This window comes from Niallia sp. FSL K6-0212, from assembly GCF_038007605.1.
GTDB lineage: Bacteria > Bacillota > Bacilli > Bacillales > Cytobacillaceae > Niallia > Niallia circulans.
In genome coordinates this window covers 1,048,056-1,065,005 of sequence record NZ_JBBOXL010000001.1, presented here as the reverse complement: position 1 = coordinate 1,065,005, position 16,950 = coordinate 1,048,056, and the positions used below count along the sequence as shown (strand labels likewise).

The following is a 16,950-nucleotide window of genomic DNA, read 5'->3' as shown; positions in this document are numbered from 1 at the left end:
TTTATTGTTTATCTTAATTTCCTCTTAAAGTTAAATATCTTTTTGCTCGCTTTGGATACACTCCTGCTGTAAGAAGCAGAGACCACGATGAATGGCCTTCTAAGCGGCCGATGGAACCATGAAGAATCAGCCCAAGAAATTGCTCCTCAATCGGAAAATTATTTACCTGAAATTGTTTCTTTGTATGAAGATTGGAAAAATAAACGGTGTTTCTATCAATAGTGCTTATTTGAAAGAAATTATCCTCCACCTCTGTGCATTCCTCTAAGAGCTGCCTAACTCTTGATAAATCTTTTTGATAATCCCAATCTGATGCAAAAAATTGTGGATACATTTGTAGATATAATCTATTTAACAAATCTTCACATAACTGTAGTTCATGGAATGTCTGTCCATAAGAAGCTGACATTTTTGTCCACGTTGTTTTTTCTCTGTGATCCAGCCATATGGAAAACTTTTTAAATTCAGATATAAAGTGCTGCATACTATTACGTTCCTGGGAAATTTTTAAAGCATTAGGCAGGTGAATAAGGAGGAGTAACTCGATAAAAGATTTCTTGCATTTATGCCAAGATGTCGGCATGTTATCTTCTAGATAGTCAGTGAGATAGCTGGAGAATGTTCGCAGAAATTCATTGCGGAAATAATCAGCAGGATTTTCCTTTTTATATGCTATTAAATCATCTCCATAATATTCATATAGTCCTCGATAACGCATATTAAATTGAGAGCTGATTTCTATTTTCTTTAGTATTTCACTTCTGCTTTGGGTGCCGGTAAGAGGAATCAGTTTAATTCTTGTTTCTGGGGATTTTTCTCGTTCACGGTGGTTTGTGTGGAAGGAAAAGTTCTTCATAAAAGTACAATCAACCTTTCTTTTGCTATTTTATTTTTGGGGATACAAGAGGATTAATCTAGAAATTAGTTATATTATAACTGGGATTTTAACCTATGTCACTCTCCTAATTGGCTGTTTTTGTAAAATCAAAGAGATTGGCACAAAATAAAGTATAGAATGAAGAAAGACGAACATGCTTTAAGCTAGTAAGGAAAAAGTAGAGTGGTCATTCGCTCCCTTCCATTTCGTGTTTAATCAAAAAAACCCAACCCTTATACGAAAATTTATGCTAGCATCTCCGTATAAGGGTTGGGGTTACTAATGTGCTATTTTATTTAATACACTTTATCTCCATTAAAAATAGAGTTTTTCACAATAACATAATCTACATTGCGAATGGCATCTAATTTGTTTCCACCAGCATAAGAGATAGAGGATTGAAGATCTTGTTCCATTTCTGTTAACGTATCTTGTAAGTGACCTTTATGCTCTACATACATTTTTTTGCCTTCCACGTTTTTCTTTTCGCCCTTTTGAAACTCAGAAGCAGAACCGAAATACTCTTTATAAAGCTTTCCATCTTTTTCAATGGTTTCTCCTGGAGATTCTTCATGTCCAGCAAAAAGAGAGCCGATCATAACCATTGTTGCCCCAAAGCGAACGGATTTTGCAATATCCCCATGTGTGCGGATACCGCCGTCTGCAATAATAGGTTTGCTTGCGGCTTTTGCACACCAACGCAATGCAGCTAACTGCCAGCCGCCTGTTCCAAAACCTGTTTTAATTTTGGTAATACAAACTTTACCAGGGCCGATACCTACTTTCGTTGCATCTGCACCAGCATGTTCAAGCTCTCTTACTGCCTCAGGAGTTCCCACGTTACCAGCAATAACAAAGCTATTAGGTAAGTGCTTTTTGATGTGTTTAATCATGGCAATGACTGCGTTAGAATGACCATGAGCAATATCGATTGTAATAAATTCAGGAACCAAGTTTTCATCTGCTAATTGTAATATAAAGTCATACTCTTCCGTTTTTACCCCAACGCTGATAGATGCAATTAACTCACGGGATTGCATATCACGGATAAAAGCCTTGCGCGTTTCTGGCTGGAAACGGTGCATAATATAGAAATAGCCATTTTCAGCTAAGTATACAGCGATTTTTTCGTCAATGATAGTTTGCATATTGGCAGGAACCACGGGAAGTTTAAATGTGTGACCGCCTAGTGTAACGGTTGTATCACATTCTGAACGACTATCCACAATACATTTAGCGGGAATTAATTGTATATCTTCGTAATCAAACACGTTATCCATTAAATACACTCCTAAATACGAATATTAGGGTCGAATTATTTAATAAATGTTCGACCATTAGGTACTTTACATTATTTTGATCAGGATGTCAAAGATTTTTCATGAAATGGGAAAATTTTATTAAAACGTTATCATTTTGAAGAGGATATATTACATAAAGGAGTGGGATGCAAAAATGCCTTTTATTAGAAAATAGAAGGCATTTTAAAGTGATGGGATCTGATTTTTCAACGGGAATTCAGCATAGCTAATTTGGGAGGAATAAAAGGTGCTTAGTAAGAAAATTTGACTTCCACCTTCGCATCAATTGTCAGCTGTCCGGGTTCAAGATTAGTAGACACTCCTCCAACCTCCGCAAACGACATCTTTGCTAATGGCAGAGGAATACTAGAACCAGATGGGATTTCTATAACCTTTACTGGGATAGGATCGATAGTTATACGCAGAGTTTCAGCAATGGCCCTTGCCTTTGACAAAGCATCTTTAATGGCCCCTTGAAGCGCTCGTTCGTAATGTTCGGAACGACTGCTGACATCAAAGTGAATACTCATGACTTGATTCGCGCCGTTTTGTACAGCTGTATCAATAACCTTACCTGCAAGCTGAATGGTTTCGACAAGAATAGATAGCAGATGGGTTACTTTATAACTTTTGAATACTTGTTTATTTTCCACAAAGTCATATTGCGGAAAAATAGTATAGTCTATTGTTTGGATATTGGAGGAGGGGATGCCTAAACCCAAAATGGCTGTAATGACTTGTTGATGTAGACGGGCATTTTCTTGTTGGGCAGTTGTTACACTTTTCGATTCTGTATTAATACCAAGCGTTATTTTACAAATATTTGGTTCCAGCGACAATGTGCTATTTCCATATACCGTTAAACTTCTTTTAGGTGGTAGAAAGGAGGAGGGCTGGTACATGATTATTCACCTCTGTATATTTATTAAAAAACATCTTGCCTTGTAAAAATGCCATCGCAGTATTTATTTCCTCTAATTCTTCAGCAGAAAGGTGGCCTATTCGTTTCTTTAATTTATTTCCATTTTAAGAAAAACGTGATTCATTACCCTTTTTCCCTCATCTGAAAGTGACATAAATTATTTTCTGCGATTTTTTCATCTGTAAATTTCTTAATTAGATTTTTCTCCGTTAATTTTTTCAAATCTCGGCTTGTATTCAGTAGTGATATTTGCAGACAGTCGCTGATTTCACTTTGGATAACGGCTGATTAATGGAAACATATTAAGAATACTATTCTGAATGGGAGTTAAATCATTTGGTCTTAAATCATTGGTTAACGCATGCTTTAGTTGATAAACAGAAGCAGTAAATGTTATAAACTGTTGAAAAAATGGCTCTTCGTTCAAAATGAATCACCTCAAAGGTAAAATAGCACAGAAGTTATCAAATAACAATTATCAATTGATAACCATATGGGAGGGTTTTTATGAACGTATTGATTATCTTTACACATCCAAGCAAGGAAAGCTTAAATGGTGCCCTATTGAAAAATGTGTTAGAAGGATGCAGGGAAAACGGCTTTATAAAAGATATACAGCTTTTAGATTTATATGAAGAAAATTTTAATCCTATCTTATATTTTGATGAAAAGAATAAAAGACGCCATATGCATAAGAATCTCATGAAAAAAAACGTATTTCAATTTGTAGGAATGAAGAAAGAAGGGACGGTTTGCAACATGGAGAGCGCAGGGAATAAAAGAATGCTTATGCCTTCAAGACATAAGCATTCTTTTATTATATTATACTGTTCTATTCCAGAATCGAGCTTCCGCTATACCTGTAATAAAATCATTAATCGTATTTTTAGCAAGATCGAATATCCCTGGTTCATTTATTGTTATGCGGCTTTTTTCTAATGCTGCATAATCATTAATGGAAATACCTAAAGGTTTATAATGATTAAAAGTCATTTCGATAAATTCAATAGCTTTCGTTTCCAGCTTCGTACTGGTGCTAATAAGTAGTGCAGCATCAAATAGGCTTGCATCAGCAGTATCGTATGTGTCCGTTACTTTTAATTCTCCGTCTATCGTACGCAGATGTTTATCCACGATGCTGAAATTCACTTTATTCGCTGCTAAAGCCTGAACCCATTGAAGTAATTGGGCGCTGTCCGGCTCTCCATTTAAAAGAATCGCTACACAACGAGTGTCAGGTTTCTTTATGGTATTTGCCATGCTTAAGGCTGGAGATTTTTTCACTGACTTTACTTCTAGGTTTTCTTGAGGTAATACTGCTCCAATGTTTTTTGCCACTTCTTCCGCAATACTGCGGTCAATTCGATTAAGGAGAGCGACTGCATTGTTTTTCACCGCTTCTGATTTACACTTTCCAAGTTCAAAGCTAAAAGCATCTTTTATATGTTGTTGTTCAAATGGTGCTAAGCTATTATAAAAAAGTTTAGCTTGTGAATAGAAATCAAGGAAACTATCACTGCGACCTCTAACCTTTCTACCATCTACCTTTTCTTGGTAATGCTCATAACCGCCTTGCTCAACAGGTACTGGTTCCGGCTGATTATTATTCAATGCATTCTTATGATAGCTTGTTTGTCCATGGTGAATGGTCATTTGATGCATACCATCCCGTTGGTTATTGTGAAAAGGACAAACTGGTTGGTTAATCGGAATTTGGTGGAAATTGGGTCCGCCAAGTCTAGATAATTGCGTATCTGTATAAGAGAATAGACGTCCCTGTAATAATGGATCATTAGAAAAATCGATTCCAGGAACAACATGCCCAGGATGGAAAGCAACTTGTTCAGTTTCCGCAAAGAAATTATCGACATTACGATTTAAGGTTAACTTTCCTACGATTTTAACAGGAACCTCCTCTTCCGGCCATATTTTTGTAGGATCTAATATATCGAAATCAAAGGCAAATTCGTCTTCTTCAGGAATAAGTTGCAGACCGAGCTCCCATTCAGGATAGTCGCCCTTCTCAATCGCCTCGTATAAGTCCTGACGGTGGAAATCGGGGTTTTTTCCAGCAGCCTTTTGTGCTTCATCCCAAACCTGTGAATGAATTCCAAGCTTTGGTTTCCAATGAAACTTAACAAAATGGGCTTGCCCCTCTTTATTTATAAGGCGGAAGGTATGGACTCCGAAACCTTCCATCATGCGGAGGCTGCGCGGGATAGCACGATCGCTCATTGCCCACATTACCATATGGGCTGATTCATGATTTTGACCAATGAAGTCCCAAAATGTGTCATGTGCACTTGCTCCTTGTGGAATTTCATTATGTGGCTCAGGTTTTACAGCGTGCACAAAATCAGGAAATTTAATGGCATCTTGAATGAAGAAGACGGGAATGTTATTGCCAACTAAATCATAATTACCTTCATCTGTATAAAATTTAACAGCAAATCCTCGTACATCGCGAACAGTATCACTAGAACCTCTAGATCCTTGGACAGTAGAAAAACGAACGAATACAGGTGTTGTTTTATTTGGATCGTTTAAGAAGTCAGCTTTCGTATAGGCTTCAAGGGATTCATATAATTGAAATACGCCATGTGCACCAACTCCTCGGGCATGAACAATGCGCTCAGGAATTCTTTCATGGTCAAAATGAGTCATTTTTTCCCGAAAGTGAAAGTCCTCCATTAAAGTAGATCCTCTTAATCCTGCTTTTAAGGAGAATTCATCTTCTGCCATTTTTAAGCCTTGATTGGTCGTTAATCCCGCGTTTTGCTCATTATCAATGGTGTATTTTTTTAATTGGTCCATTTTTTTATTTACCATTTCAATACCCCCTAAATGATAGTATGTATCAGTTATAATCCGTTATTTTTAATTAATACCCAGCATCCTGTATTTAAAACACGACAAAATAAACAAGCTAAGACTGCATAAAAGAGTCTTAGCTTGTTATTAAATAACTTTGGAGGGATCCTTTTGATTCACAGGCCATTCTCCAGTGAATTCTTCTGTATCGTATTCAAAAAAGTCTTTTAAATTCATGTCTTTATCATCCAGAAATAGTTCATCCGTAACAGCTGTTACAATACGGGGAATGCCATATCTCATGCCAGATAATGCTGAAGCAGATAAACCACAGCTAATGAGGGCAGCATAATTAAACGAGTATATACCGTGAAGTAATGCTTCTCCTTCTGCGTCACGGCTAATGAAAGAAAAGCCATGACTTAAATAAGGATGTGCATCAAGCATAGGAGATGCTATTTCTTCCGGGGCTTTATAACGATCTTTCCAACGGGCAATATGCTTTTCGATTAAACGTAGTTCTGGACGCAATCGTGGATCTGTTAATAAACCTGTGCTAATGATTAAGTAATCAAATAAAAAGGTTCCCTTTGGTGTAGTTACTTCTGCTTGTTCTCCTTTTTTGGCTACTTTCAGCCAAGGAGAACCGAGATGCAAATGAAAACCGGGCCAGGAAGACGCTCGATTAAAAGTATCATTTGTTGGTGGCTGGTTATGCTGGAAAAAATGGGCAATACTAGCGTATTTATCATCATCTGCTAAGGCGGGAAAATGTTCAATCATACCGGATACTTCCATCTGCCTAATCGGATTAATGCGCTGCATTTTATGACGGCGGACATATACATGGGCTTCGGCTACCCCTTGTGATAAAGCGAAGTTAGCATTATCAAATGCAGATGCACCCCCACCTAAAATGGCAACCCTTTTTCCTCTGAAGGAAGGGAAGTCGATGGATGCAGAAGTATGAGTATATAAAGAAGAAGGGAGATTATCGGATATCATGGCTGGGACATGCCATTCTCCTCCCCCTTGGATGCCGGTTGCTAGAATTACCTTTCGAGCGAGTAAGGAGGATGAAACGGTTCTCTTTCTTTTAATATGGAGTCGGTGTATCCCTTTTTCTATGGGTTCAATTAAAGTCAATTTCACTTCGTTTTGAACAGGTAATTGCAGAATGTCACGATACCATCTAAGGTAATTCATCCATTCTCCACGAGGGATTTTGTCGACTTTTTCCCATCCTTCTCTACCAAATTGTGCCTCCCACCAGGAACGAAAGGTTAGTGAAGGGATACCAAGGTCGATGGAAGTTAAATGTTTAGGAGTGCGTAAGGTGACCATACGAGCATAGGTTTCCCATGGTCCTTCAAGTCCTTCTTTATTTTCATCGATAACAAGAATATTTGATACTCTTTCGCGTAAAAGACCAAATGCAATCCCTAATCCTGATTGACCTCCACCAACGATGACCACATCGAAAACATGTCCTTCCGCATGAATTTTTGGACGAACCCAGTTTTGTCCTCCGTAATTAAGATAAGCTAGATCTGTTTGTACTCGATTATTTAAGTCCTCTAAGCTCATATTGAATGCCATCCCCCTTTCACATTTGATGTAAGAACTCCTTACATCGATATACCATGCCAATATATTAACATGTTCTTTTGCATATTGTATGGATAAAATATCTAAATTTTCTAAATTAATTTAGTCAATTCGTTTAAAAAAGATATTCATCAAAAAAACGAATAGTCACAAAAGCCATAATACTTACTAATTAGATTTTGGCTTTTGTTATTATTCGTTTCTTTTACAATCTTTTTCTCATTCCAACGCTTAGTGCTTTATGTTTCCATAAAATCTCCTTAATTAATGGGGCAACTTCTTTTGTGCTTTGAATAAGCACAATGATTTCAGGCAAGCCTTGAGACAGTTTGTCTTTTTTCTTCCGATGAAAAAGATAGTACAGGCAATAACCACAAAAAAAACCGATAATAGCAGCGAGAAGACCGCTAAAGATAGGTCCTAGAATTAATTTAAAACCAATACTGGCACCTATCACAGCCATACCAGTAGCAAAGGCAACGCCAATTTCAAAAGATGAAACATGAATATCGGCAGAAGCCTTTTTTTTCCTGCTGATAGGAGGAATCTCATTCATATATAGGACCATCATTTCTTCTGGCGGAACACCTAGTGCTTCCATTTCAAAAAGTGCACGTTCAATTTCAATAGATGGCTGGAATGTTCCGACAATAATCATCCCTTTACACCTCTTATGCTAAATTTGGAACCGACATATCTGTCTGTTAAACGTTTTTGCTGTGATTCTTTTGCAAGAATATTATGTTGTATACATGTTATATAGGAATGATAAACGGCTCCACCTAAGATGGAAGGCATAAAAAGTAACCAATGTGGGTGTAATATAGCAGTAGAAGAAGCAAAATCGCCAGTAATGGTCAGGATTATAGCTTTATGTGCATGTGATAATAAAATATATACCCACCACCAAAATATTGCATAAAAACCTAAAAATATCCGGTGATTGTACAGTTGGCCCAATCCAGGAAAGAAAAGTGAGTAGAAGACCCCTAAAAGAGGGCTCTTATTTTGCAAATATTGTATTTCAAATGGGAATATCTCCAAGCTGGCTAAATCAGGTGTGGATAATTCAATATACTTATTTAATTGTACGGCAGAGCGGTAACTATCGCCTATTGTTATTAAATAGATCACAATATATCCAATCATCCAATCTAAATGAATAACGGATCTTGCTAATTCTATTTCTCCACAAAAAGAATAAACCATTGCTTCATTAATATTGGCACCAGTATTAATAATTACTTCTAAAACAGTCAGCAATGTTGCACGGGCATACTGATTAAGAAGATAATGACCAAATCCAGGGAAAACAGCAGACCACCAAGCAACAGTACTTGGTTTTTGATACATTAAATAGGTGATACCTGCTGTGCTATATTTTGCTTTTGGAAAGGTTAGTGTTGCGCTCATTTACATACCTACTTACTAATTTTGGAATTATATATATAGGGTGTGAAAATAAGTTAATCCTATACATTGATTTACAAAAAATAGGAGGTGTAATTTTTAGTAGTTAGCGGAATCTCAGGAAACATAGGTGAAGAGGCTTACACCATATAAGTTGACTAGACAAGTTGTTTATATTAAAATGTATATATACTTAAAAATTGCATACTCCAAAGGGGAGTAGCTTACAGTTACGTCGTCAATACGCGATTAAATCGCCGGCTTAACTGGCAACGAGATGTTGTTTGCGAGACCTTTGCCGTTCTTGGTAAAGGGATAAATAGATAGAAATTAGAAGCCTTTACCAAATTAATGGAAAGGCTTTTTATTTTTCTTGCAAATACTAAGGAAGCAAGGAGAATGATAAAGTCTATAAATTAGTATGTCAATTTCAAAACAAATTTTTAGGAGGAATAGAAAAATATGAAGAAAATTTTGTCAGCAATTCTCACGTTAGGTTTAGTTTTATCACCAGTAAGTATAGTATTTCAAGACTCTGTAACAACGGTAGAAGCAAAGTCTTATAAATCTGGGAAACGAAGCTTCAATAACAACAATAATAGTAATACAAATTCTTTTTTCCAAAAGAAAAATAATACAAACGATACGTCAAAATCTAATCAATCAACGACAGCGAAAAAATCTGGTGGCTTCTTCTCAGGTGGAGGTCTAATGAGAGGGTTAATGGTTGGAGGACTTGCCGGTCTGTTGTTTGGCAGCCTTTTTGCTAATATGGGAGCATTTGGGTCTATATTAGGGCTTTTCATTAATATCCTTGCGATTGTATTAGTATTCAATTTAATTAAAAGAATATTTACTTTCTATCGAAACAAAAAAAGAGAGGAAGCAAATAATTGGAGAAATTAATCATTCCAGAACAAGATATTATCAATGCAATCTGCGTCTATGTAGCACGAAAAAAACAAGTGCGACCAGAGGAAGTAGAAGTAGAGCTAATGTATGATGATGATTATGGCTTTTCAGCAGAAGTATATGTACATGATCGAAAACAAGTCCTTATCACTCAAAATATGATTGAAGCACTCAGATTGTGGTTAGATGAATATTTAAATATGGACCCATATATGGGGTTGAAATTAGTGTTAGATGATGAAGAGGGCATTATCGCAATCGCAAAGTAGAGAAAAATAGTAGAGGATATCAGGCTTTATAGACTGGTATCCTCTATTTTTCTGACTAAAATTTAATCAAAGTTCAACTTATAATCGTCTGATTTAATCATTTTTAATTTTTTTGAAAAAATATACAGTAGGAATACATTTAAAAGAAATGGAATAATTAAAAAGGTAGAAACCATAATCGTAATGTTTTTACTAGTCCAACCACCATCGGCTAAGCGCATAAAATTCATGGGCCCGACTAATCCCGATAATCCAAAACCAGCACTATAAGGAGTTCCCTGTATATTTAAATAGCCAGCCAATCCGCCCAACACAGCAGCTGTAATAATCATTGGAATAACAATCTTCGGTTTCATAAAGAAATTACCCATTTGTATTTTAGGGGATCCCAAAACATGTGCTAATGCAGTACCTAAAGAGTTTGCTTTATAGCTTGCAATAGCCAATCCAATACCTGCTGCCACAATGCCAAGGTTTGCTGCTCCAGAGCCAACTCCTGACAGAGATATAACGGTTGCTACACCTACTGTTGAGATAGGAGAAAGAATAATTAAACAGAACAAGACAGCGATAATGATACCCATGAGAATTGGCTGTAAGTTTGTAACATTTTCGATTGCGATGCCAATTAATCCAGTAGTAGATTTCATATATGGTAATAATAAGTACCCAGCCATTCCGGGGATTAATATACATAATGTTGGTAATAGAAGAATAGAATAGGCCTTCAAGCGGTCACCGATAAAACGGACAAATAATACCGCAAGCGCTGCGGTTATACCTGTGTTCAAAACAACCCCTATACCATTTAACGTAAATAACCCTTCCGCTGTTTTTTGAACAACACCACTACCAACCATTGCAGCAATACCAATACTAGCCGTCTGTATAGAGGATAGCTTAAAGGATATTCCTACCATTACACCAATTAGCACGGGCAATAAACTCATAATAAATGCAGTAATATCTAATACGTGCTGAAGCGGAGGAAAGAAAGGAATAAAGAGCTTTAAGATTTCACCAAGCAATGCATTTGGGATTAACGAGACAACAATTCCGATACTCATACCATTTAATAATTTACTGAAAAACTCTTTCACCTTAAACTCCCCATTCTCCTTGAATTTGGAGTTTATTATATGTAATAACTAGATAATCGTCAATGATTATTTTTAATGCTTCAACGCGAAAAAGTATAAAAGTAATAAAATGATTAATGTTTTTAAATCCACTATATAAAATGCAATGAAATGAACTGATTTTTTATACAAATGTAAAATAAATGGTTTGAAAAAATGCAAAATGTAAAAATAAGAAAGAGCTCCTCCTTTTCTAAGGGGAACTCTTTATGAACTGATTATATATTTCAATTTGTTTTTATTAAGAATGGAATTGTTTTTCTCCAATATTGGTTTTCTGAACACCTCGGGAATCCTTATCAAAGTTTCGGAAATACTGTTCGAGCTGTTCCAATGTTTTTCCTTTTGTTTCTGGTAAGAATTTGCTAACAAATGTTATGGCAAATACTCCAAGTACGGCGAAAAGGAAGAAGGAATTAGATAAGCCAATCTTATCGAGAAGAATTGGGAAAATTAAACCAATAAGAAAGTTTGTTATCCATAAGCAAAATACAGAAACACCCATCCCTAACCCTCGAAGTTTTAAAGGGAATATTTCTGCTAACATAAGCCAGGTTACTGGTGAGATAGCCCCTTGTTGAAATGCTAAGAAAGTAACCGTCATACTAAGTACAGCAAAGGGTAGAATAGTTGTTCCGTTTAAAGTGAAGGAGAAAATCCCAATTAATAGTAAAGTTGTTGTAGTACCGATTAGTCCGATAATTAACATTGGTTTTCTTCCTACACGTCCCAGCAGCCAAATTCCCAGGAAGGTAGCTAATACAGAAATTACTCCATTGGCGATATTGGCAATGAGAGCGACCTCGGTAGAGAATCCAGTGCTTTCTAGTATTTGTGTTCCATAAAACATGATGGTATTTACCCCTGTGATTTGTTGAACGATGGCAATCCCAATACCAAGAAAGACAATTCTTCTAATCCAAGGTACAGCCAAATCTTTAAAGCTAACTTGTTCCACATGTGCTTCTGTTTCCACTGCTTTTTTAATTTGCTGTAGCTCTGCTTTTGCTCGTTTTTCTTTTCTAATATGCAATAATACACGAAAAGCATCTTTGAACCTGCCCTTTGATGCATACCATCTAGGGCTTTCAGGTACAACAAGCATTCCTATCCATAAGACAATAGCAGGTAAGGTTGCAATGACAAGCATGTATCTCCAAGCGTTTCCTGCACCATCCATTGTATTTCCAATAATAGCATTTGTAATATAGGCAAGTAATTGACCGCTTACGATCATTAATTCATTTTGGGTTACCATTTGACCACGTCGTTCAGCAGGAGACATTTCTGCCAAGAAGGTAGGGACAGCTACTGATGCTCCTCCAACAGCGATACCGAGTAAGAAGCGGAAAGTAACCATGATGGGGAAATTCGGTGCGAAAGTACATCCTAATGTTGTAATAAGAAAAACTGCAGCTAAATATAAAATGACTTTTCTTCGTCCATAGCTATCTGCGAGTTTCCCACTGAACATTGCTCCGAATGCTGCTCCAAATAAGAGCGAGCTAGTAACAAGACCTTCAGTAACTGCATTGAGGTTTAGCTGATCTGGACGAGCCATATAGGGTAAAGCCCCATTTATTACACCAGTATCAAATCCAAAAAGAAGACCACCAAATGTAGAGATAATGGCAATGATTTTTAAATTATTTTTTTTATTCGTGTTGGTGTTCCTACTGTCAGGGTTTAATTGGTCACTCATAATATTTACTTTCTCCTCCTCTTATAATAATGCTTTTTTCTAGTGTCCATTATTATCGTTATATTTGAAATGTAAATCGAAGTTCATCTCCTTTGCTAACCTGTCGTTCTATCCCTTTTAAATAAGATTCTTAGACTGCGAAAGGCAATTACTTTACTTGAATAATAAGTGGGATATATTTCATTATTATCTTTTTTAATCGTATATTGTTTTTGCTATGTAAGGGATAGACGTACCAATACATTACCCCGATAAAAATTTTTGAAAACATCTTTATATACAAGGGAAATTTTTTTCACTAGAATTATTATCTTGCAATTTTATTTAGAGCCTATGCTCAAATAAAAGAATAATAATAATGTGTGAAGACCGCTCTTTTTAGGGAAGGCATTTATTTTAAGCCTTTTTTATAAGAAAGAAGTAAAAATGGAGTGGATTTTCATCAGAAGAATAATAGATAGGAATAGATGAGTTAGAAATTAGTGAAAGGGGAGGTGATATCTTAACAAATTAGAAGGGAAATCAGCCAAAGTGGGGAGGGAATCAGCCAAAGCGGGGAGGGAATCAGCCAAAGTGGGGAGAGAATCAGCCAAAGCGGATAGGAAATCAGCCAAAGCAAGCAGGATCCCCTTTTAGATAGGGGATCATCTGCTTTCTACTAGCTTTGTAGTTGTTTTAATCGGAAGAACTTACCTTTTTTATCCATTAACTCGTCATATGTACCAAATTCACTGCAGCTACCATTTTCAATCACAGCAATTTTATCGGCCTTTTTTATGGTGGATAATCGATGGGCTACGATGAAGGTGGTTCTATTTTTGCATAAAATAGATAATGCTTCTTGAATTTTTGTTTCGGAATTGCTATCAAGGGCAGAGGTAGCTTCATCTAGAATAATTACCTTTGGATTCCGGATAAGTGCCCTGGCAATGGAGACCCTTTGTCTTTGCCCACCAGACAGTTTATCTCCGTGTTCCCCTATTTTTGTATCTAAACCATCGGGCAATTTCTGAATGACTTCCCAAAGATTTGCAGCTTTAAGAACTTCCTTTAGGCGTTCTTCTGAGACGCTAGGCATTCCGTAAGTAACATTTTCTCTAATCGTTCCAGAGAAGAGAATAGTTGATTGAGGTACAACTGCCAAATGATTTCGATATGAGCGCAAATCAAGAAAGGCCATATCGTGCCCATCTAATAGGATCTTTCCTTTTGTCGGTTGGATATAGCCAATTAATAAATGAAGAATGGTGGACTTTCCAGAGCCAGATTCTCCCACAAAGGCAATTGTTTCTCCTTGTTTTATTTCTAAGTTTAAACTATGGAGAATGTCCCTCTTTTCATTTGTATAGCGGTATGCGACGTTTTGGATAACAAAATGCCCTTTTACTTCCTTTAGTCTTTTTTTATTTTCATGTTTCTCCACTTCACCTGCTGTAAGAACTTCCCCAATAGATTCAACAGATTCCATTCCTTTTGCAATAGTTGGAATTAAAGTAATCATACTAGAAACAGAGTTAACTACTGTTGTAAAGTATGTTTGATACATGACGACTTCACCAGGAGTAATGGTTCCTTTTAATGCCAGAATACCGGTAAATACTAAACAAATAATTTGAAAGAGTTGAAAGCTAGCCCAACTTACAGCTCCAAATAAGGATTGAATCATATCTAAATGAAATCCTTTTGACAAAATTTGCTGGAAACGATTATTTAAACGAGAGACTTCTTGCTTCTCTAAAGCATGTGCTCGAGCAATGGGAACTAATTCAATCATTTCAATGACTCGTGCTGATGTTTCTTCCATTTCTCTTCGGAATTCTGAATTCGAGTGCCTAATTTTTTTTCGAAAGGCTACAATGATAATGGCAGAAATAGGAACAGTTAGAATAAAAAATAAAAAAACAGTTGGACTATTATATAAAGTTATTCCTAGTGCAACAATTAAATTCACAAGTATGTTTAAGCTCGAGACGAATACTTGGGAAGAAAGAGTTTGAACAGCTTCTACATCTCGCATGATTTTTGATTGGAGACGTCCAGACTGCATTTCTTTATGAAAGGGAATGGATAATTCCTGCAATTTTTTGATAAGAGAAGCGCGTAGTCCAGATTCCACGCTGCGAATAGCTATACTATTATATTTCGTATGATAATAATTAGTGAGGATATTTTGTAATACCAGAATCACCATAATGATGGCATTTATATAAATGGTACGAATGCCGCCACCATCTTTTAAGGTAGCGGCATTTATTACATTGGCTATTGCAATCGGCATTACCCATGCTGGAATATGTTTAATCGTATAAAAAACAGCAGATAGCAATAGTTTTATATAATGTCCTTTGTAGAGATGGATTAGTACTTTGAAAGAGTTCTTTTGGTGGGTGTCATAGCTTTGCTGAACAATTTCCTCTAATGTATCCAAGGTATTCACTCCTTAAAAACGCCTTATAAACGGTGATACATCTCTCTTATATGGGTGATGGCTGGCCCAATTGCGTTTCCTTGTGTTTCTTCTAAAGTAGCATGAAGAAAAGGTCTATCGTATTTTAGATAAGTGAGAATTGGTTCAAAGTTTAGCATTCCCTTACCAACAGGGGCGATCTCTATTTTTCCTTTATTCACTGTAAAGTCTTTAAGATGAATCATAGCAATATGATCATGTAACAAGTCTAATGCTTCATTTAGAATAAATTCTCTTTCTGAGACATTATGGAGGTTTATTAGATTCGCAATATCTAGAATGATTTTTAAATGAGGAGACTGTACCTCGTCTATGAGACGTTTTGCTAATGGAGCAGAATAGAGAGGGTGGTTAAGCCCAGCTTCGATTCCCACCGTTATTCCAAAGTATTCAGCATATTCTACTAGTTCCAGCACAGAGCTCCTAGCGATTTGATAAGCTTCTTCTGTGAAATTTTCAGGAGTAAAACCTTCGCTTACACTGCCAGTTTCTGTACCAACGAGGCTGGCACGAAAATCTCGAGCAAGCTGTATATGGGTTTTAAAATCATTTAATGCCTTATGGCGCACAGCAAGATTTCGACTCGAAATATTAACATAGCAGCCTAATGTGCTAATTTTTATCCCGTTATTAGCAAAGTAATCGCCAAAAAAACTGGCTATTCCTGGTGATAGACTTTGAAAGGAGGGGACATAATCTGGAAAAGACTTTTTTATCGCAAATTGAATATTGGTAAATTGATAGTCTCTTAACTGCTTACATAATTCCTCGAGGCTTAGTTGGCCTAAATCATGAGCACGAATACCAAGATTAAGTGTTAACATTGGATTCCCTCCTGAATTAATTTTTAAAAAACTTTTTTAAAGGTAGATCACTTCCTTTTATTGCATTACATATCAGCTTGGCAATTGTATCGGCTCCCTGGTCATTGAAATGAGTATCATCTTTTACTCCATTTGGATAATTGCTGGATTCATGGGCCTCAAGGTGGAGAAAAAGGTTCCTGGATAAGTCTGGGCCAAGGGATTGAAACAAGTCTATTGATTTTTTATGAATATCTAGAAGTGTTACATTGTAAGTCTTGGCGAGTTCCCTCATAGCTTGTGGGTATTCACCAAGAGACATATGATCAATAAGCTGATTTCTAAAATGCCTTCGAGAAACGGAAGTAAGTAATACTGGGTGTGCGTTATGCTTATTGGCGGTACGAATAAATGTATGCAAGTTTGTTTGATAGTCTCCGTATGGATCTGTTCCGCGAGCTTGGTCATCTTTTTGGTCGTTATGTCCAAATTGAATAAAGAGATAATCTCCAGGACGAATTGCCTGTTCAATGGCAGTTAGTCGTCCTTCGTTTATAAAAGATTTGGTACTTCTTCCATTTACAGCTCTATTATCAATAATAATTTGGTCTGTGAAAAAGGAGGAAAGTTTTTCTCCCCAACCCGTTTCTGGACGCTTATCTGGTGTTTTTTCTGCGGCGGTAGAATCACCTGCTAGAAATATAGTTATCTTGTCTGACATAATTCCCC

At 36.5% G+C, this 16,950-nt stretch carries 16 protein-coding genes; 3 read left to right on the top strand and 13 right to left on the bottom strand.

What is annotated here, in order from left to right; translation table 11 throughout:
• Window positions 1-13: 13 nt before the first annotated feature.
• The 4 genes from MHH96_RS04835 to MHH96_RS04820 form a co-directional block, all read right to left on the bottom strand.
• Window positions 14-856 carry a hypothetical protein gene (locus MHH96_RS04835; RefSeq protein WP_341116835.1) on the bottom strand — a complete coding sequence of 281 codons (843 nt, stop codon included), beginning with the start codon at window positions 854-856 and terminating at the stop codon, window positions 14-16.
• Window positions 857-1,173: 317 nt separating this feature from the next.
• Window positions 1,174-2,157 (bottom strand): GMP reductase, encoded by a 984-nt coding sequence (gene guaC / locus MHH96_RS04830; protein WP_095258290.1) that lies wholly within the window; start codon window positions 2,155-2,157, stop codon window positions 1,174-1,176.
• A gap of 272 nt (window positions 2,158-2,429) precedes the next feature.
• Window positions 2,430-3,080: an SIMPL domain-containing protein gene (locus MHH96_RS04825; protein WP_341116834.1), complete on the bottom strand. Its 651-nt coding sequence runs from the start codon at window positions 3,078-3,080 to the stop codon at window positions 2,430-2,432.
• A 288-nt stretch (window positions 3,081-3,368) separates the two neighbouring features.
• Complete coding sequence (locus MHH96_RS04820) at window positions 3,369-3,527, bottom strand: hypothetical protein (RefSeq protein WP_156485388.1); 159 nt, start codon at window positions 3,525-3,527, stop codon at window positions 3,369-3,371.
• An 80-nt stretch (window positions 3,528-3,607) separates the two neighbouring features.
• Here MHH96_RS04820 and MHH96_RS04815 point away from each other — a divergent pair, with 80 nt between their 5' ends.
• Window positions 3,608-4,039 carry an NAD(P)H-dependent oxidoreductase gene (locus tag MHH96_RS04815; RefSeq protein ID WP_341116832.1) on the top strand — a complete coding sequence of 144 codons (432 nt, stop codon included), beginning with the start codon at window positions 3,608-3,610 and terminating at the stop codon, window positions 4,037-4,039.
• On the opposite strand, the gene MHH96_RS04810 is transcribed toward MHH96_RS04815, so the two are convergent.
• From MHH96_RS04810 to MHH96_RS04795, 4 genes are all read right to left on the bottom strand, one after another.
• Window positions 3,923-5,929 carry a catalase gene (locus MHH96_RS04810; RefSeq protein ID WP_341116831.1) on the bottom strand — a complete coding sequence of 669 codons (2,007 nt, stop codon included), beginning with the start codon at window positions 5,927-5,929 and terminating at the stop codon, window positions 3,923-3,925. The two genes, MHH96_RS04815 and MHH96_RS04810, sit on opposite strands and share 117 nt — an antisense overlap.
• 129 nt (window positions 5,930-6,058) lie before the next feature.
• Entirely contained in the window at window positions 6,059-7,498 is a 1,440-nt protein-coding gene (locus MHH96_RS04805) for an NAD(P)-binding domain-containing protein (protein ID WP_095321969.1), read from the bottom strand.
• Window positions 7,499-7,724: 226 nt separating this feature from the next.
• Entirely contained in the window at window positions 7,725-8,177 is a 453-nt protein-coding gene (locus MHH96_RS04800) for a hypothetical protein (RefSeq protein WP_047940902.1), read from the bottom strand.
• The gene (locus tag MHH96_RS04795; protein ID WP_047940901.1) at window positions 8,174-8,932 is read right to left on the bottom strand and encodes a hypothetical protein; all 759 of its coding nucleotides are present in this window, start codon (window positions 8,930-8,932) and stop codon (window positions 8,174-8,176) included. Before MHH96_RS04795 ends, MHH96_RS04800 begins: the two co-directional genes overlap by 4 nt.
• 459 nt (window positions 8,933-9,391) lie before the next feature.
• Between MHH96_RS04795 and MHH96_RS04790 the strand changes: the two genes are divergently transcribed.
• Together MHH96_RS04790 and MHH96_RS04785 are read left to right on the top strand one after the other, a co-directional pair.
• Complete coding sequence (locus MHH96_RS04790) at window positions 9,392-9,835, top strand: hypothetical protein (protein WP_095258286.1); 444 nt, start codon at window positions 9,392-9,394, stop codon at window positions 9,833-9,835.
• Window positions 9,823-10,110 (top strand): YxcD family protein, encoded by a 288-nt coding sequence (locus MHH96_RS04785; protein WP_328283374.1) that lies wholly within the window; start codon window positions 9,823-9,825, stop codon window positions 10,108-10,110. Before MHH96_RS04790 ends, MHH96_RS04785 begins: the two co-directional genes overlap by 13 nt.
• Window positions 10,111-10,172: 62 nt before the next feature.
• On the opposite strand, the gene MHH96_RS04780 is transcribed toward MHH96_RS04785, so the two are convergent.
• From MHH96_RS04780 to MHH96_RS04760, 5 genes are all read right to left on the bottom strand, one after another.
• Window positions 10,173-11,210 (bottom strand): PTS transporter subunit IIC, encoded by a 1,038-nt coding sequence (locus MHH96_RS04780; protein WP_047940898.1) that lies wholly within the window; start codon window positions 11,208-11,210, stop codon window positions 10,173-10,175.
• Between the two features lie 280 nt (window positions 11,211-11,490).
• Window positions 11,491-12,951 (bottom strand): sugar porter family MFS transporter, encoded by a 1,461-nt coding sequence (locus MHH96_RS04775; RefSeq protein ID WP_047940897.1) that lies wholly within the window; start codon window positions 12,949-12,951, stop codon window positions 11,491-11,493.
• Between the two features lie 658 nt (window positions 12,952-13,609).
• The gene (locus MHH96_RS04770; protein ID WP_082138245.1) at window positions 13,610-15,379 is read right to left on the bottom strand and encodes an ABC transporter ATP-binding protein; all 1,770 of its coding nucleotides are present in this window, start codon (window positions 15,377-15,379) and stop codon (window positions 13,610-13,612) included.
• A 23-nt stretch (window positions 15,380-15,402) separates the two neighbouring features.
• Window positions 15,403-16,242 (bottom strand): sugar phosphate isomerase/epimerase family protein, encoded by an 840-nt coding sequence (locus tag MHH96_RS04765; protein WP_047940895.1) that lies wholly within the window; start codon window positions 16,240-16,242, stop codon window positions 15,403-15,405.
• 16 nt (window positions 16,243-16,258) lie between these two features.
• Window positions 16,259-16,942, bottom strand: a complete 684-nt coding sequence (locus MHH96_RS04760; RefSeq protein WP_047940894.1) for a rhamnogalacturonan acetylesterase — start codon at window positions 16,940-16,942, stop codon at window positions 16,259-16,261.
• Window positions 16,943-16,950: the final 8 nt, after the last annotated feature.